Below are 17,228 nucleotides of genomic sequence, written 5' to 3'. Positions count from 1 at the left end.
CACTGCCGCTGATTCGATGCAATTAATGAGATGCCAATGATCTAATGCCATTAACTACGCCGCGTTTTTGGTATCAGCGCCGCCGTGGCTGGCAGGTCTGGCTGCTCTGGCCACTGGGCTGGCTTTATGGCTGCGCCGTGACATTGCACCGGCGCGGTACTCGCCCTTGGCGTTGTTCGGTGCCGGTGCTCTCGATAGGCAACCTCACCCTGGGAGGAACGGGCAAGACCCCTCTGGGGATTGCCTTGGCCCAGGGCCTTGAGAAGCGCGGCTGGCGGGTGGCGGTGCTGCTGCGTGGCTATGGCACCCGGCGCCGAAACTCGTGCCTGGTTTCTGCGACCAGCTCCTGCGCGGAGGTGGGGGATGAGGCCCTGGAGTACGCCCAAAGCCTCGGGGAGGGTGTGGCGTGGGTGGGCTCGAACCGCTGCCAGAGTGCGGCGTTGGCAGTGGCGGCTGGGGCCACTGTGATCTTGCTGGACGATGGTTTGCAGCACTGGCGTTTGGGCCGTGATTTGGACCTGTCCCTGCTGGATCGAAAGCACGGACTTGGAAACCGTCTGGTGTTTCCGGCGGGCCCGCTACGCGAGCCCATGGATCAATTGGCCCGGGCCGATGGGCTTGTGTTCACCGGCGCAGAGCCTGATGAGCCGTTGCCGCCTATTCCCGTGGGTTGGCCGAGCTACAAGCCACGCTTTGCCGTGCGCTTCTGTTTACTGCCGCCGCCCCAGCTCCAGCAGGAGCGTCTGGTGGCCTTCTGCGGTATCGGCTTGCCGGAGAAGTTTTTTTCAGCTCTGCGGGCCTGCGGACTCCAGCTGGTGGCAACGGAATCCTTCCCGGATCACCACGTTTATGCTGAATCAGACCTGAAGGGTTTGTTGGATTTGGCCCATGCCAATGGCGCACGGTTGGTCACCACCGTCAAGGATGGTCAACGCCTGCCCCACCGTTATCGCCAGGTTGTGAGCTTGGTGCCGCTTCAGGTGGACAGTGCCAGTCTGGCGCCCTTACTGAATTGGCTGGATCAGCGTCTTTGTGCTCTGTCGAAACTTCGGTTCCATGGTTGATCTGGGACGGCGGCGGGTTTTATTTGTGGCAGGTGAGGCGTCGGGAGATCTCCATGGCGGCTTCTTGGTGCGCGAGCTGCAGCGCCAAGTGCCGGGGGTAGAGATAGCAGGGGTGGGCGGTGACCAACTGCGCGCCTGTGGCATCGACATCCTGGCCGACGTGCGAGTGCTTTCTGCGGTTGGCTTGGTGGAGATCATCGGTAGTCTTCGCCGTCACCACCGCGTGATGGAGTTGTTGAAGCATCAGATGGATAACCATCGCCCGGATGTGGTGGTGCTGGTTGACTATCCCGGCTTCAATATGTTTGTGGCTAAGGAGGCTAAGAAGCGCGGCATCCCTGTGTTTTTCTACATTGCGCCCCAGGTTTGGGCCTGGGGCCAGGGAAGGGCCAAAAAGATGGAGCGGCTAATTGAGCGCCTGGCAGTAATTTTCCCGTTTGAGGAGCCCATCTTTAATTCCCATGGCCGCGACTTTGCTCGCTATGTGGGCCATCCCCTAGTAGATGAGCTCCAAGTCAGTTGCTCCCGTGAGCAGACGCGGCTTCGCCATGGGTTATCTCTGGAGCAGTCCTTGCTTGTGTTGATGCCTGGCAGCCGCAGGGCTGAGGTGCGGATGCTGTTGCCCGCCATGCTGAAAGCTGCCAACCAGCTCAAACTCGATGGTTGGCAGGTTGTCTTACTGAAGGCGCCCACCATCGATCGTTCCTATTTAGAGCAGGCGAATGGTGGAGAGGCACTGCCGGTTCCCCTGGTTGATGGCGACGCCCATAACCTGCTGCATGCTGCCGATGCTGGTGTGATCGCCTCTGGCACAGCCACCCTCGAGGCGGCCTTGTTGGGTTGTCCCCATGTGATTCTTTATCGCTTCTCCTGGCTTACTTATTTGATTGCCAGGCTGGTAATTGGCCAGCGCTCAATGGGCCTACCCAATGTTATTCTCGGGCGCCAGTTGTTTCCCGAGCTAGTTCAGAGGCACGTGACGGCTGACAAAATTGTGAGATCCCTGCGGAGCCTCAACCATGATCGGGCCCTATTTAATCAATCTGTGCAGGAGTTGCAGGCAACCATGGGCCCCCCTGGGGCATCCAGGCGAGCGGCCGATGAATTAGTAGGCTTGCTTAAATGAGCACACAAATTTATCAAAGGCTGGCCTTTTATGGACGCAGCCATTTGTGGCCGGGCTTTTCTCTAGCCCTATTCTTTAATTTTCTGTATGGCGCGTCAACCGGCTTTGTGCCATTGGTAATTCGCTACCTTTTTGATGATATTTTGCCTTCGAGCGATCGAAGTCGTTTGTATTTGGCGCCCGTAGTTATACTTGTGGTGATAGTGCTTAGGGCGGTATCTCAATATCTAGGATCTTATCTGACTGAGGCCGTTGGTCAGTCAATTACGGCTGACTTGCGCCATCAACTTGCTGAGCGAATATTGGATTTGCCCCAGTCCTACGTGGATCGCAATTCCTCCACCGTGTTGGTGTCTCGAGTGCTCACTGATGTTTCACTCGTCAAGAGTGGAATTGTTGACGGCTTTTCGTCTATATTTAAAGATTCCCTGACCCTGATAGTTCTGGTTTGCGTAGCTTTTTATCAAGATTGGCTGCTTTCGTTGATCGCTTTCATTCTTTTCCCGCTGGCGATATTGCCGATTCTTAATTCTTCTAAAAAAGTCAGGCGTCACTCTAGTAAAGGGCAGCTGAGTCTGGCCAAGTTGGCTTCATTCCTCCAGGAGTCAGTAGTCGGTTTGCGGGTTGTCAAGATCTTCGGTATGCAGGCCTATGAGTTGTCGAGGTTTGATCAAGAGAATCAAACGGTTTTAAAGGCTGCTTTGAAGACAACTCGGGCCAAGCTTGCCAATCAGCCATTAATGGAAGTAATAGGTGCGATTGGCTTTAGTGCAGTTTTAGTATATGGCGGTGAAAACGTAATTGCTGGCACGCGTACCACTGGTAACTTCTTTGCCTTTTTGACCTCTCTCTATCTTTGTTATGCGCCCTTTAAGGGGATTGCTAGATCTAATTCTATATTGCAGCAAGGTGTCTCTGCCGCCAGTGATTTATTCAATATTCTCGATACTAAGCCTGAGCCTCCTGAGGCTTCCAGCCCCCAGTCCTTAAACAGTGTTTCTGAAGGCCTTGTGGCCAGGAATGTCTGTTTTGGTTATGGCGATGAACTGGTTATCGATGACTTATCTTTAGAGCTGCCTTGCAGCGGGACTGTCGCATTGGTTGGGCCTAGTGGTGGCGGTAAAAGTACCATAATTGACTTATTGTGTCGCTTTTACGACCCCAGCTCAGGAGTTATATCAATTGATGGCATTGATATTCGCCAGCTTTCTCTGGCATCGTTGCGCTCCTTGATTTCAGTTGTTGATCAAAATACATTTCTTTTTAATGACACTGTTGCTAACAACATTGCCTATGGCTTGTCTTCGGCTTCGTCGCCCCAAATTGAGGCTGCTGCAAGGGCTGCGAATGCCCATGATTTCATTATTCAACTGCCCGAGGGCTATGCCACTCTTATTGGAGAAAATGGCACGATGCTCTCTGGCGGCCAGCGTCAGCGGATTGCAATTGCGCGCGCATTAATTAAGGATGCGCCCTTGCTGTTTCTGGACGAGGCCACCTCTGCCCTCGACTCAGCTTCTGAGCAGGTGGTGCAAGAAGCCCTAGACCGATTGATGGCTGACCGCACCACCTTGGTGGTGGCCCATCGTCTCTCCACTGTCGTTAATGCCGATTGCATTTGTGTGATTTCGGGTGGCCGAGTGGTTGAGTCGGGAAATCACGCCACCCTGCTGGCTCGCGGCGGCACTTATGCCGACCTATTTTCGACACAATTCGCAAACGCTGACGCGGGATCGCCAGGATGACAGTTGCCGCCTCTCAGCCCACCGGTTTTCAGCCCGCCTATGAGCGCCACGATTGGTCCAGCGCCTTTCGCAACGTCGGTGTTGAACTAAGCGACGTTCCCTTAGAGCCCGTGCGTGGCACGATCCCGGCTGAGCTCAAGGGCACTTTGTTCCGCAATGGGCCAGGCCGGCTCGAGCGGGGTGGCCAGTGGGTTCATCACCCATTTGATGGCGACGGCATGATCAGCGCCTTCCGGTTTGAAGGGGGGCACGCCCGACTCACCAACCGCTTTGTGCGCACCGAGGGCTGGCTGGCAGAGGAGCAGGCCGGTCGCTTCGTTTACCGGGGGGTCTTCGGCACTCAGAAGCCTGGAGGGCCCCTCGCCAATGCCTTCGATCTGAGGCTCAAGAACATCGCCAACACCCATGTGGTGCAGCTGGGTGACCAGCTGCTGGCGCTCTGGGAAGCGGCCGAGCCCCACGCCCTTGATCCCCGCACCCTCGAGACCAGGGGGCTCTCGCGGCTGGAGGGTCTGCTTAAGCCAGGCGAAGCTTTCAGCGCCCACCCCCGCTTCGATCCAGGTCACCACGGCGAGCCCCGCATGGTCACCTTCGGTGTCAAGGCGGGCCCCACCAGCACCATTCGCTTGATGGAATTTGCCAGCGCAGACCAGCCAGATGGTGTGCGCGCCGGCGATCTGGTGGCTGACAGTCGCCACAGCTTCAAGGGTTTTGCCTTCCTGCATGATTTTGCGATCACACCCAGCTGGGCTGTGTTTCTGCAGAACGCTGTGGCGTTTAATCCTCTGCCGTTTGTGCTCGGCCAGAAGGGGGCGGCCCAATGCCTGGCTTCCAAGCCCGGTGAGGACGGCCAGTTTTGGTTGGTGCCTCGCCAGCCGGGTCATCACGCTGGCGCCCGCCCGCTGCTGCTACCTGCTCCTGAAGGCTTTGTCTTCCACCACCTCAATGCCTTTGAGGATCCGGCCACAGGCGAGGTGGTGGTGGATTCGATTTATTACGACGATTTCCCTTCGATTGGCCCGGAGGTTGACTACCGCGAAATTGATTTCGACTCGATACCTGAGGGTCAGTTGCGCCGTTGCCGGATAGACCCCCGCAGCGGCACGGTGCAGAGCGAGTGGTTGGAGCAGCGCTGCTGTGAGTTCGCCATGGTTAATCCGGCAAAGCAGGGCCTAGACGCGCGCTTCGCCTGGATGGCGGTAGCGCAGCGGGAGCGGGGTAATGATCCGCTCCAGGCGATTGAGAAGCTCGACTTGCAGACCGGCGAACGCCTGGTGTGGAGTGCGGCACCTCGCGGTTTTGTCACCGAACCGGTGATGGTTCCCCGCCTAACTGATGGCTCACCCGAAGAAGGGGCCGCAGAAGATAGTGGCTGGGTGTTGGTGCCGGTTTGGAACGGGGCTCGCTGCGCCACGGATCTGGTGATCCTCAACGCTGCCGATTTGACAGAGCAAGCCGTGCTCGAGCTTCCCCTGGCCATTCCCTATGGGCTGCACGGCAGTTGGTCTGCGACTGCCTGATCAGCTGCCCAGCAGGGAGCGCAGCTGGGGCTCCAGCTGCGCAAAAGCCCGGCCTCTGTGGCCGATCTCGCTTTTGAGGCCTTTGTCCATCTCGGCGTAGGTGAGTCCTGTGTGCGGCACAAAAAACACGGGGTCGTAGCCGAAGCCCCCACTACCCCGCGGTGTTGGCCGGATGAGTCCGGCGCAGCGGCCCTCCACCTCCAGCCGCACGCTGCCGCTCGGATCGGCCACCGCCAGGGCGGCGCAGAACTCGGCGCTGCGGTCGGTAGCGCCCTCCAGTTCTTGCAGCAGCCTGGCGATACGGGCTGCGTCGCTGCTTGCGTAGCGGGCTGAGTGCACGCCTGGCGCGCCGGCTAAGGCATGCACACTCAGCCCTGAGTCATCGGCCAGGGCCCAGCAGCCGGTGGCGCTGGCCACGGCCACCGCTTTGAGGCGCGCGTTCTCGGCAAAGGTGCTGCCGGTTTCCTCCACCTCCAAGCCATCGGGCTGGGCCTCAATTGCCAGGTTGAGTCCGGCCAGCAGGTGCTGGAACTCGCGCACCTTGCCGGCATTGCCGCTGGCGATCACCAGCTTGGTGACGGGTGAGCAGACCATATCTGTTGTGTGCATGGCGTCAGACCGATTCCGCCAGCTGGCGGGCCCAGCCCAGCACCTCAGCCACGCGGGCTTCGCTGGGGGCTTCGCAGTAGAGCCGCAGCAGCGGCTCGGTGCCGGAGAAGCGCAACATCAGCCAGTGGCTGGGGCCTAGGCGCAGCTTCACCCCATCGGTGGTGATCACCTCCAGCACGGGGCTGCCGGCTACCTCGCTGGGAGGTGCTGCGGCCAGCTTTGCCTCGAGGCGCTCGCGGGCTGCCATGTTTGGCAGGCGCAGGTCGAGTCGGTCGTAGGCGGCGGCACCACCGCAGCGCTGCTGCAGGGCATCGATCCGCTCCCCCAGGGGCACGCCCCCCTCCACCAGCGCTTCGATCAGCAGCAGGGCTGCAAAGGGCGCATCCCGCTCTGGCAGATGCATGCCGAAGCCCACGCCGCCCGATTCTTCGCCGCCCACCAGCACCTCGCCGCTCAGCATCTCTGCAGCGATGTATTTGAAGCCCACGGGCTTTTCCAGCACCTGGCGCTCCAGGCCTTCTGCCACAAGCTGCATCAGGTCGGAGCCGCTTACGGTTTTGATTACGCAGCCCGGCAGCTGGCGGGCCCGGGCCAGGTGGTCGATGAATAGGGGCATCAGCAGCTGGGTGCTGCAGAAGCGGCCGCGCTCGTCCACGGCGGCGATGCGGTCGCCGTCGCCGTCAAACACGATCCCCATGGCGGGCCGGCCAGCTGCGGTGCTGGCGGTTACGGCCGTGATCAATTCCTGCAGGTAAGGGGCCAGCGGCTCGGGTGGGTTGCCGCCAAATAGGGGGTCCCGGTTTGCCCGAATCTCGCGGATGACGCCACTGGATCTGGCCCCATCGCCCAGCAGGGCCGGCAGTACACCGGCTGCTGAGCCGTGCATTGGATCGACAATCACCGTGAGCCCCAGGCGCTCTAGGCCTGCCGCCAGTGCCGCAGTGTTCACCTTGGTCTGTAGGCCCGCCACGTAGGTGCCCAGGGCATCGAAGCGTTGGGGGTCGCCCGGGATCGGCACGGTGATGCCACCGGCTTCCAGGCGGGTTTCCACTCGGCGGGTGAAGTCGCCTTCCACCGAGCCGCCGAACGGTCCCTTGATTTTTAAGCCGAGCCACTCCGGCGGGTTGTGGCTGGCGGTGATCACCAGGGCACCCAGAGCCTGGCGCTGCACCACGGCCCAGCTGCTGGCAGGGGTGGGAGTGGCTGTGTCCGAAAGCAGGGGATCCAGGCCGCAACCTCTAACGGCGCTGCAGATCGCCTCAGCTAGTTCGGGCGCCAGAAAACGGCGGTCGTAGCCGATCACCACCTCGCGGCTTTTCAGGCCTTCGGGGGCGGAGTGGGCCAGCTCCCGGGCTGCAGCGGCAGCTACCGGCAGCAGTCGATCCAGGGTGATGTCCACGCCGAGGATGCCGCGCCAGCCATCGGTGCCGAAGACGATCGGGCTGGCCTCCAGGGGCAGGGGGGCTGAGGCCATGGGGGGTGGGCATGCCGAGCTGGGGCAATTCTGCGGTGCCGGCGGCGCTCCAGCCCTAGCGTCGGGGTCAGTGGACGCCAGCATTGACTTCCCGGCCCCAAATTGAATGTTCAGGGCCCGAGCCGGCTCTAACTGACCGCTTGCTGCGCAGTTGGCTGCGATGCAGGCGCCGCGCCTGGCTGGATCGCTTTGGGGTTGCCAGCGAGCGGCAGTGGAATGCCCACCGGGCCCTGGCCTTGAGCGACCAGCTGCGCAGCTTTCAGACCCTGCTGCCCCAGCGGCCTGGCCACGGCGAGGCGGCCTGCGCCGCAGGGGCGGCTGGGGTGGTGGGCTTGCGGCTGCGGGGGGCTGGTCCCCAGGGAGTGCGATTGGAATCCCATCCCTCCCTGCTGGAGCGCATCGCTGGCCAAAGCCGTTGGGGCGCCTACGTATACCGGCCGGTATTGGCTCGCCAGGGGCGACGGCTAACCCGCGAAGCTCGGGTGGTGCTGGCGCTTTGGGGGCGCCTGTTGGCGGAGCACCAGCAGGCACCAGTGCCCCATGGTCTGGTGGTGGCCGGTGAAGGCAGGTTCCTGCAGCGGGAGCGCCTGGCATTGGCTAGCGGCCTGCAGCACCAGCTCGATGAGAGCCTGCAGCGCCTCGCCGCTGATCTTGCCCAGTCCACGCCACCGCCCTTGGTGAGCGATCGCAAAAAGTGCACCCTGTGCAGCTGGCGAGGCGTCTGTGATAAGGAGGCCGCCGCCATGGGGCATCTCAGCGAGGTGAGTGGCATCGGCGGTAAGCGCCGCGAGATGTTGCTGGAGCAGGGGGTCACCAGCCTGCCGGATCTGGCTGCCCGCGATCCAGAGCTGTTGGCCGAGGCCCTGGCCGTCTACGGAGAGCAGCACCGCGAGATTGCCGCTGAGTTGGTGGCCCAGGCCCGGGTTCAGGCCTCTGGCCTGCCTCAGCGCCTTGGCCGTGGGCCGGTCTTGCCCGAGTTGGCAGCAGCACCTGGTGTGCTGCTCTACGACATCGAATCCGATCCCGATGCCCGCGATGATTTCCTGCACGGCTTTGTGGTGCTGGAGAGCGACGGGGCGGGGGGCTGGCTAGAGCAGTCCGCCCGCTACCAGCCCCTGCTGGCTTTGCAGGAGCATGGTGAGCAGCGCCTCTGGCAGCGATTGCAGCGTTTGCTTGCCCGCTATCCCGATTGGCCGGTGTTGCATTACGGCGAAACCGAGGTGATTGGCCTGGTGCGCCTGGCCCAGCGCCAGGGGGCCAGTGAGGCTGAGGTGGCCCGGTTGCGGCGCAGGATGCTGGATGTGCACGCCCGGCTGCGGCGCCACTGGCGCTTGCCGGTGAGCAGCTACGGGCTCAAGACGGTGGCCGGCTGGCTGGGCTTTGCCTGGAGCCAGAAAGGGGTAGATGGGGCCCGCTGCCTGCTTTGGTGGCGCCAGTGGCGTCAATGGCACCGCCAAGGGGGTAGCCGGGGCCAGGCCAGTCGCTATCAGTTGCAGCGGATATTTCTCTACAACCGCGATGACAGCCTGGCCACCTGGGCAGTGGTGCGCTGGCTACTGGCTCAGCCCTAACGCTTCAGGACTTCAGATTCAGGGCTGGAGATTCAGGATTTACGGCCGGCACCGACCGGTGGATCAACGCAGGCTGGCGGGCGAGATAGCTCCAGCAGCGCGCCATCGGCATCGGGGCCGGCGCGCAGGCAGGTTTGTTGAAGCGACTGGCGGCGCACCAGGGCTAGGCCAATCCAGAAGCCATCTTCCAGGGCCAGGCTGGAGGTGATCAGGCCAGCCCGGGGGCTGCTGGTCTCGTCGCCCGTCTTGGCGCCGAATAAGACTGTGCCTGGCTCTCCAGGATCCTGGGTTCCGCGCCAGAACCAGCGCCGCAGCTGTTGTTTAACGCCGTCGTAGGTGGCGAGTTTGGCCAGGGTTTCCTGGCCCACGTAGCAGCCCTTGCTGAGGCTCACCCGGTCCGCAAGCCCTACTTCGAAGGGGTTGGTGTCGTCGTTGATCTCACCTGGGGCCGCCGGCACCCCCTGCTGGATGCGCCAACGCTGCTGCTCCCTGGCCGGCAGGGGCGCTCGATCGGCTAGCCAGGCGGGCAGCTCGGCGGTTGTCAGCAGGACCAACTGGCGGCCCAGCAACCAACCGCTGCCATTTTCTAGAGAAATCCAGCTCCCATCAGCAACCTGGGGCAGGGTGTCGCAGCCATCCCCAAGCGGCGTGATCAAACGCACCGGAGTTACCGGACCCAGTTGCACTCGATCGGCGGGGAACAGCACCCGCTCAAGGCCCTGCCAAAGGGCGGTGCCATCAGCGCCGCGCAGCAGCAGCCAGGCCCCATCCCTATCCACCAACACCTCAGCGAGGGCTCGCAGGCGACCGGTGGCGGTGGTGCAACAGCTGGGTATCCAGCTGCCGGGCTGCTGGCCTTCGATTGCCGAGCTGGTTTGGCCGTGTAGAAATCTGCCCGTATCTGGCCCATCCAGGCGGATCAGGTAGCCCGCTTGCTCGCTTCTATACGGCCCGCTGGGCTGCCAGTCCCAAGGATCGGCGCTCATGAGTTGGCCAGGCCCGCGGCGGTGGCAGCCACCTCGTCCAGCAGAAACAGGCTGCGCAGCTCGAGCCCGGCAGCCGTCATCGCCTCGATGCCCCCCTCCTGGCGATCCACGATTGTCACTACCCGGTTCACCGTGTAGCCAGCCTCCCGCAGCTGCTGCACGGCCTTTAGGGAAGAGCCGCCGGTGGTAACTACGTCTTCAAGCACGGTGATGGTGCTTCCCGGTTCCGGCAGCGGCCCCTCCAGCCAGGCACCGGTGCCGTGGCCCTTGGCCTCTTTACGCACGATCAGAGCATTGAGCTCCCGGCCCTCCAAGGCAGCCCTCATCGCCACTGCGCTGACCAGGGGATCTGCCCCCAGGGTGAGGCCGGCCACCGCCCGCGCTTCCGCTTCCACCTGCTCGAGCATTAGGGCGCCGAGCAGGGCCAAGCCGGTACCACTGAGGCTGACTGGCTTGCAATTGACGTAGTGATGGCTGCTGCGCCCGGAGGCCAAGGTGAAGTTGCCGTGGCGGTAGGCCTGGGAGGCCAGCAGGGGAAGCAGGGCCAGGCGCATCTCTGCGGGGCTGGCAGTGAATGACGGGGCAGCCAGGGAAACGGTCGACAAGATCTGGTGCATTCGCGATTGGTTGATTAGTTTGCGACCATCACGACAGGATCAGCCCTGGGCTGACGGGATCAATGGCTTACGGCACCAACTTAAGGTCCACTTTCGGTTTGGCCGTAGGCGCAGGGTCCTTGGCCGTAGGCGCATTGTCTTCGGTAGGAGCCTGGTCTTTGGTAGGAGCCTTGGTCTCGAGCCCTGCAGCGGCGGGCCCAGTTGTTTGCACCACGACCTTGGAGGCCCCAAACAGCAGTGGGCAGGCACTCAATGGGGGAGCTGCCGGACCCGTTGAAGTTACCCGCTGTGGCGTCGTGCAGACCACGCCCCAGCTGATGGAGCAACGCTTTTTTAGCTACACGGCACCCTTTGCTCGCGGCGTGAGCCTCACCAATCAAATCACCGATCTATTTGGCATTGCCATGGGTGGTGGTGATGGCACCAGGGTGATGGGCTTCGGCTTCCCCGATCAAACGATCATCTGGGATGGCACGGCAGTGGAAAACACTTATCAAGTGTTACTTCAGCAGCAGAGTGATCCCATGCCCTGGCGTACGGGGGATGTGTCAAACGGCTATTCCGGCAGCCTGGGATCCGCTGGCTCCCAGCCTGATGGCCCAGGCTGGCAGGATGGCGGTGCCAGCTACAGCGCTCCGGTGCGCGGCCTCTGGTAGCACTGCTGGCGAGGGGGTCTAGCAATCTGGTGAATGCAGCGAACTCATAATTCGCCTTAGCCGAGTTCGATCCTCGGGACCCCCATTTCACCTTGGTTCAATCAACCCCTGCGGTCTGATTGCCCAGCAACCCCTATCGTCAGAGCACTGATGGCTCTCCTGGCGGAGCTTCCTGTGATTCAAGTCCTGGCGCTGGCCATTTTGCTGGCTCTGCTGGCTTTTTTTGCCGCTGGGGAATTCGCCCTGATTCGCCTGCGGCCTAGCCGGGTGCAGCAACTGCAGGAGGCGGGTGAGCCCGGTGCCCAAGCCGTTGCCAAGCTGCAGCATCGGCTCCGGCGAGTGCTGGTGGCTACCCAGCTGGGTACGGCGCTCGCTTTGGTGGCATTGGGCTGGGCCGGTCGCGGCTTGGCTGAACAGCTCGGCATGGCTATGGCCGCCAAAAGTGGTGCTGGAGCCATTCCCCAGGTTTGGCTTGATGCCGGTTTATTTCTTCTACTGGTTTTGCTTGCCACCGTGCTGGGCGGCTTACTACCCAAGGCCTGGGTGTTGCATCGTCCCGAAAGCTCGGCTCTGCGACTGGCGCCGTTGCTGGCTGCGGTGAGTCGCAATCTGGCCCCCTTGCTTTCCCTGATTGAGCGTTGCAGCAGTGTGCTGCTGCACCTGCTCGGCTTACCCCGTAACTGGGATGAGCTGGTGCCTGCCCTGTCGGCTGGTGAGCTTGAAACCTTGATCGAAACCGGCAACGTCACCGGTCTGATGCCCGACGAACGCAACATTTTGGAGGGAGTCTTTTCGCTGAGGGACACCCTGGTGCGGGAGGTGATGGTGCCCCGATCCGGCATGGTCACCCTGCCCCTGGATGTGAGTTTTGCCGAGCTGATGCGCGAGGTCCATGACACCGCCCACGCCCGCTTCCCGGTGATCGGCAGCTCCCTCGACGACGTGCGCGGCGTGCTCGACCTGCGGCGTCTTGCTGATCCCATTGCCAGGGGCATGCTCAGTGCCGACACTCCCCTTGCTCCCTACATCACCCCCGTGGCGCTGGTGCAGGAGAGCACTTCTCTGGCGGAGCTCCTGCCCCTAATTCGCAGTGGTCAGCCCCTGCTGGTGGTGGTTGATGAGCATGGTGGTACGGAGGGGCTGGTCACTGTGGCCGACCTCACCAGCGAGATTGTCGGAGAGGAAGAAGATTCCCTTGAGGCGGCCCAGGATCTGCAGAAACTCGGCGAAGGCTGCTGGTCGGTGGCAGGGGACCTGGAAATCTTTGAGCTAAACAGGCAGCTGGCGCTGCAGTTGCCTGAGGCGGAAGGTCATCACACGCTTGCTGGCTTCCTGCTTGAGCGCTTGCAGCACATTCCTTCGGCCGGTGAAGGTTTGCGCTGGAAGGGCCACCAATTTCGCGTACTGGCCATGGATGGCCCGCGCATTGAGCGAGTACAGATCGAGCGTCCAGTCGTCGAACCGGAGCGCACCGAGGGCGGCTGATCAGCGGTCTGGGCCCCCTTACCCCCGATAATGCCGTCAGTTGAGAGCCACTGCCTTGAACCCTGTGCGCGTGGGTGTCATCGGCATCGGCAACATGGGTTGGCACCACGCCCGGGTGCTGAGCCTGATCAAAGACGCCGAACTGGTGGGGGTGGCTGATCCAGATGGGAGCCGCGGACAGCTAGCTACCGAGCAGTTCGGTTGCCGCTGGTTCCCCTCCTACGAGGAAATGTTGCCCGAGGTGGACGCTGTTTGTATCGCGGTACCCACTCTGCTTCACCACCGCGTCGGTTTGGCCTGCCTGAAGGCCGGGGTGCACGTGCTGATCGAGAAGCCGATCGCGGCCAGTCAGGAGGAGGCGGTTGAGTTGATCCATGCGGCTGAGCAGGCTGGTCGTCTGCTGCAGGTGGGCCATATCGAGCGCTTCAATCCCGCCTTCCGGGAATTGGTCAAAGTTGTGGCTAATGAGGAGGTGGTAGTGCTTGAAGCGCGCCGTCACAGTCCCAACCCAGACCGCGCCAATGACGTGTCGGTGGTGCTCGACCTGATGATTCACGACATTGACCTTGTGCTGGAGCTGGCTGGGGCGCCGGTGATTCGCCTGGCGGCGGCCGGTGGTCGCAGTGCTGAAGGGCCAATCGACTACGTCAACGCCACCCTGGCCTTTGCTAATGGTGTGGTGGCCAGTCTGACGGCCAGCAAGATGGCCCATCGCAAGATTCGCAGCCTTAGTGCCCACTGCCGCGGCAGCTTGGTAGAGACAGATTTTCTCAATCGCACCTTGCACATTCATCGCCGCGCTCACGAGTCGGTGAGCGCAGATCACGGCGAGCTGGTTTACAGATCCGATGGAGTAATTGAAGAGGTCAGTACCACCTCCATTGAGCCCCTATACGCCGAACTAGAGCATTTCCTCCAGTGCGTGCGGGGTGTTGAGACCCCGGCGGTGGATGGCTTGCAGGCTTCCCGGGCTCTGCAGTTGGCCGACCTGATTGAGCAGTGTGTCGAGCAGCCCAATCTCTGCATGAGCCTGGAGGTCCCGATCTAGGTCGTCGAAGTTGCCCTTGCTGCTCGGGTTATTTCCGGGCTAGTGAGCTGGCGTAGAGCTGCCAGCTGCCAGCGGCGGCAATCCGCTGGCGAAGCCAGATAAAACTGATCCCAGGCATCTGCCTTATGCAGGCCGTATTGGGACTCAGGAATATTCGGGTGGCGTTGCTGCCAGCCCACCCGCACGGCGTGACCGATCACCACGTCTAACACCAGGTCGTCGTCAAATACCACCTCGGGATTAGCACCCATAAAGGTGATCAAGGTGAGCAGGGTTTCCGTACATAGCTGGCGATAGTCCGGCGCTTCGATTTTGCTGAGTAGGTGATCGACAAGGGCGGCGAAATTACGTTCGCCAGGTGTCTTTTCACTCAATAGGGGACCGCTGTCCAGTCGGTTGCGCTTCTCCAGCTTGTCGCCGATGACGATGCCGTGGCAGTGGTGCAGTAGATCCCAGATACCGGGATAGAAATCGCGGGGCACGCGCCCTAGGGCCCCGAGCCGCAGCCGGTGTTGCAGCCAGCAGCCTCCCTTGGGTAGCTCTGCCAGAGGATCGGGAACGTCCCAACGCACCCGGCCGCTCACATGCAGCTGCTCCTGGCGCTGCAGGGAGGCTTTTGCATGTTCCAGGTCAGCCAGCACGGTCCGCAGCCGGCGCTGGATGGCGTGGGGGGGCTGATCGCAAAGGGCCTCGAAGGCGTCGATGGGGTTGAGCTCGGCTTCGCTGGCCAGTTCGCCGGTGAGCAACAGCAGCAGCTGGCCCAGTTGCAGGGTGAGGCTGCCGCTCAGCAGGGCCGGCTCGTGGCGGGCCAGGCTGTCGAGGGCAAGTAGCAATTCCTGCTGCAGCATCCATTCACGGCCGTCTTCGCCGCTGAAGCGACGGATCATGGCGGCGATGCTGGCGCTGCCCTGGGGCTCGCTGATGCGCGAATCGCTGGTGTAATTGCGTCCTACCACCACCTGCTTCTGGCGCACCAGCAGGTCGGTGAGGGCATCTTCCAGCTGGGGATGGACCAGATCGAGGGCGCCAGCCACCCGCCGCACCACGTTCCAGTCGGCTTCGGCCAGGGCGCGGCGGTAGACCTCCTCCAGCAGGTCATGCAGGCGTACTGGTTGGCTGCCGGCCGGCCCCTGCAGCCGGGAGTCGGGCCCTAGGCGCCGCACCAGTTGCTCCAGCACCTCGCCCTGCTCTTCCAGGGAGGAGCTGCGCCAGAGCCGATCGGCGAGTTCGCCAATGCTGATGTCCTCGCGTTCGAGTTCTTGCTCCTCCTTGGCGCTAAGGGGGGTCTGGCTGGTGCCAGCCCGCAACGGGGTGGCTATGGGTGCAGGCGGCAGAAGCACGGCCTCCGGCGCTTGGGCGGGCAGCTCCACCCAGCTGCCCTGGTCGATGAGCTCTGCCAGCGGGGCCAGCTGCACGGGGACGCCATCCAGCTGTCCTGCCTGCAACTGCTGCCCCAGCCTTAGGAAGGCATCTGGGTTGGCCTGGAAGGCACCCTCGGCGATCGGCAGCAGCAGCAGCGGCGAGCCGCTTCCTCGCCAGTGGCGCTGCAACAGGCGCAGTTCGGCGGTCACGGCGTCCACGAGCTGCTCAGGATCGTCTGCCAGGTAGAAGGTGTCTTCCTCCAGCACGGCTGGGAAAAACGCAAAACAGCTGGTTCCCTGCCGGTAAAGGCGAGCCGTAGCCATGGTTTCCATCCGCACGGGTGGATGGCCGCTGAGGCCGAGGGCGGGGTTTGCACCTACCTGGGCCATCCGCATAGCCAGCTCCTGGGAGCCGCCGATGCGGATGGCCGGATTGGTACTGCTGGGGCCTGTGGTGCTGCTGGGGCCATGGGCCAGGGGCAGTCCAGCCGCCTCCAGGCTGGCTGCGATAGCCGAGTTAGCTGGCACCAGCGCCACCAGCACCCGGTCGGCGCCAAGAGTGCTGGGCCGGCGTCGCCCGGTTGGATCGAGATCTTCTGGACTTATTAATCCGGCAAGCAACAGGTCTGAGAGCCAGGTGAGGCTTTGGGTCCACAGCAAGGGCACGTTGGGGTTTGCCAGCCGGCGCTGGCTGCCGGGCTGGTGTCGTTCGGCTGCTATGGCTGCTTCGGGAACCAGGTAGAGCTCGGGGAGCAGGGCGCCCTCCGCTTGCTCCAGGCTCACTTCATGGAGGCGCTGGCGCCATTGGCGGGCCTCCTCCCAGCGCTCTTCGCAGCAGGCCGTGATTAGTTCATAAGCCCAAAACAGGGGCCATTCGCATTCGATGTGCTCAAACTCCGCCAGCTCCTCCCGTTCGTAGTGCAGGCGGGTGTGGTCTTCGACCACGGTTTGGTGGCCATCGCGGCGGAAGCGTTTATATCCGTAGGCTCCACCCAGCTCGGCGCGAATCTTGGCGCGGGTGCGCCGCCGCAGCTCTGGGTCGTCCACGGCCCAGGCGGGATAGCCGATCACCGCTAGGCAGGCGCTGTCAACCTCCTTGCTAGCTGATTCCCGCGGCAGCAGGGCGTCTAGAGCCCGGCGCAGCCTCACGATGGCGTCGTGGGGGATCACTAGACAGCTGCGCCCATCACCGTGGGGTCCGTAGAGATCGAGTCCCTCCAGGGATTCGAGAGCGGCCTTGACCAGGCCAATCGAGCTGGCGTTGCGCTCTGGGAGGCCGTGGTTGCCTTTGTCGCCCCTTTCCCAAATGCCGTAGTCGGCTACGCGGTACGCACGGGCCACGTAGTACACCAGGTTTTGCACGAAGTCGCGCTCGTGGCTGCTTTGCACCACCACCAGGCCTGAGCGGGTCAGCTGGGCGAGTTGGAGCAGAAACAGCGCCGTGGCATCGAGTTGCAGATGCCCCCAGCCGTCATCGGCCACCACCGCAGAGCCGGTGGCCGTGTCGAACTTGGCGTGGATGGCATGCAGGCGATGCAGGCTGTGCTTGAAGCGCTCCACCTTCGAGGCCTGGCGCAGCATGGCGTTGAGCAGGCCGCGCATCAGTTGCAGCACCCTCGCTTCAAGCTCGTATACGCGGCGACTGGCCCCCCGCAGGCGGCGATGGGCCAGGGCAAGTCCCCAGACGCATTGGATTGAATAAACGCAGTCGCGCACCCAGGCGTCTGCGTAGTTGCCGTGCACGGTATGGGCGGTGCTGGCTGGCAGCAGTCCCGTAATCGGGTGTTGGCGGCTCAACACCACCCGATCAATTTGACTATCCAGGTCTTGCAGCAGGGCCCAGGCCTGAGCCGGATCCAAGGCGGCTGAAACGGCGGGTTCCGGCTGATGGGCCGGATTGTTCAGTGGCAGGGATTGCGCCATGGATGTCCCTATGCCAGTGGTAGGCCAGCCATATATTCTCCAC

The 17,228-nt window shown here is 62.5% G+C and carries 13 protein-coding genes and 1 tRNA gene; 9 read left to right on the top strand and 5 right to left on the bottom strand.

Annotated elements, in window-relative coordinates; genetic code table 11:
* Positions 1 to 44: 44 nt before the first annotated feature.
* The 4 genes from lpxK to KBY99_RS09900 are packed head-to-tail and all read left to right on the top strand — an operon-like array spanning position 45 to position 5,455.
* The gene (gene lpxK, locus KBY99_RS09915; protein WP_254998884.1) at positions 45 to 1,064 is read left to right on the top strand and encodes a tetraacyldisaccharide 4'-kinase; all 1,020 of its coding nucleotides are present in this window, start codon (positions 45 to 47) and stop codon (positions 1,062 to 1,064) included.
* Positions 1,057 to 2,190: a lipid-A-disaccharide synthase gene (gene lpxB, locus KBY99_RS09910; RefSeq protein WP_254998882.1), complete on the top strand. Its 1,134-nt coding sequence runs from the start codon at positions 1,057 to 1,059 to the stop codon at positions 2,188 to 2,190. The genes lpxK and lpxB overlap by 8 nt, the downstream gene beginning before the upstream one ends.
* The gene (locus tag KBY99_RS09905; RefSeq protein ID WP_254998881.1) at positions 2,187 to 3,935 is read left to right on the top strand and encodes an ABC transporter ATP-binding protein; all 1,749 of its coding nucleotides are present in this window, start codon (positions 2,187 to 2,189) and stop codon (positions 3,933 to 3,935) included. Before lpxB ends, KBY99_RS09905 begins: the two co-directional genes overlap by 4 nt.
* Positions 3,932 to 5,455: a carotenoid oxygenase family protein gene (locus tag KBY99_RS09900; RefSeq protein WP_254998879.1), complete on the top strand. Its 1,524-nt coding sequence runs from the start codon at positions 3,932 to 3,934 to the stop codon at positions 5,453 to 5,455. The genes KBY99_RS09905 and KBY99_RS09900 overlap by 4 nt, the downstream gene beginning before the upstream one ends.
* On the opposite strand, the gene rdgB is transcribed toward KBY99_RS09900, so the two are convergent.
* Positions 5,456 to 6,049 (bottom strand): RdgB/HAM1 family non-canonical purine NTP pyrophosphatase, encoded by a 594-nt coding sequence (gene rdgB / locus KBY99_RS09895; protein ID WP_254998878.1) that lies wholly within the window; start codon positions 6,047 to 6,049, stop codon positions 5,456 to 5,458.
* A gap of 19 nt (positions 6,050 to 6,068) precedes the next feature.
* The gene (locus tag KBY99_RS09890) at positions 6,069 to 7,538 is read right to left on the bottom strand and encodes a phosphoglucomutase/phosphomannomutase family protein (protein WP_254998877.1); all 1,470 of its coding nucleotides are present in this window, start codon (positions 7,536 to 7,538) and stop codon (positions 6,069 to 6,071) included.
* A gap of 140 nt (positions 7,539 to 7,678) precedes the next feature.
* Here KBY99_RS09890 and KBY99_RS09885 point away from each other — a divergent pair, with 140 nt between their 5' ends.
* Positions 7,679 to 9,109 carry a TM0106 family RecB-like putative nuclease gene (locus KBY99_RS09885; protein ID WP_254998875.1) on the top strand — a complete coding sequence of 477 codons (1,431 nt, stop codon included), beginning with the start codon at positions 7,679 to 7,681 and terminating at the stop codon, positions 9,107 to 9,109.
* 32 nt (positions 9,110 to 9,141) lie between these two features.
* On the opposite strand, the gene KBY99_RS09880 is transcribed toward KBY99_RS09885, so the two are convergent.
* Both KBY99_RS09880 and pyrE read right to left on the bottom strand, forming a co-directional pair.
* Complete coding sequence (locus tag KBY99_RS09880) at positions 9,142 to 10,095, bottom strand: YgfZ/GcvT domain-containing protein (RefSeq protein WP_254998874.1); 954 nt, start codon at positions 10,093 to 10,095, stop codon at positions 9,142 to 9,144.
* Complete coding sequence (gene pyrE, locus KBY99_RS09875; protein ID WP_254998927.1) at positions 10,092 to 10,649, bottom strand: orotate phosphoribosyltransferase; 558 nt, start codon at positions 10,647 to 10,649, stop codon at positions 10,092 to 10,094. Before pyrE ends, KBY99_RS09880 begins: the two co-directional genes overlap by 4 nt.
* A gap of 359 nt (positions 10,650 to 11,008) precedes the next feature.
* On the opposite strand from pyrE, the gene KBY99_RS09870 reads away from it, so the two are divergent.
* From KBY99_RS09870 to KBY99_RS09855, 4 genes are all read left to right on the top strand, one after another.
* Positions 11,009 to 11,368 (top strand): Occludin/ELL family protein, encoded by a 360-nt coding sequence (locus KBY99_RS09870; protein WP_315856781.1) that lies wholly within the window; start codon positions 11,009 to 11,011, stop codon positions 11,366 to 11,368.
* 12 nt (positions 11,369 to 11,380) lie between these two features.
* Positions 11,381 to 11,453 (top strand) — tRNA-Ile (locus KBY99_RS09865).
* Positions 11,454 to 11,545: 92 nt separating this feature from the next.
* Positions 11,546 to 12,853 (top strand): hemolysin family protein, encoded by a 1,308-nt coding sequence (locus tag KBY99_RS09860; protein ID WP_254998926.1) that lies wholly within the window; start codon positions 11,546 to 11,548, stop codon positions 12,851 to 12,853.
* Positions 12,854 to 12,908: 55 nt separating this feature from the next.
* Positions 12,909 to 13,901, top strand: coding sequence for a Gfo/Idh/MocA family protein (locus KBY99_RS09855; RefSeq protein ID WP_254998872.1), 993 nt, complete (start codon positions 12,909 to 12,911; stop codon positions 13,899 to 13,901).
* On the opposite strand, the gene KBY99_RS09850 is transcribed toward KBY99_RS09855, so the two are convergent.
* Positions 13,898 to 17,185, bottom strand: a complete 3,288-nt coding sequence (locus KBY99_RS09850) for a glycoside hydrolase family 15 protein (protein ID WP_254998870.1) — start codon at positions 17,183 to 17,185, stop codon at positions 13,898 to 13,900. The genes KBY99_RS09855 and KBY99_RS09850 overlap by 4 nt on opposite strands.
* Between the last annotated feature and the right edge of the window lie 43 nt (positions 17,186 to 17,228).

The organism is Cyanobium sp. Maggiore-St4-Cus (genome assembly GCF_024345615.1).
Lineage (GTDB): Bacteria > Cyanobacteriota > Cyanobacteriia > PCC-6307 > Cyanobiaceae > Cyanobium_A > Cyanobium_A usitatum.
Note: the sequence above shows the minus strand (reverse complement) of the source record. Positions and strands in the feature narration are given on the sequence as shown.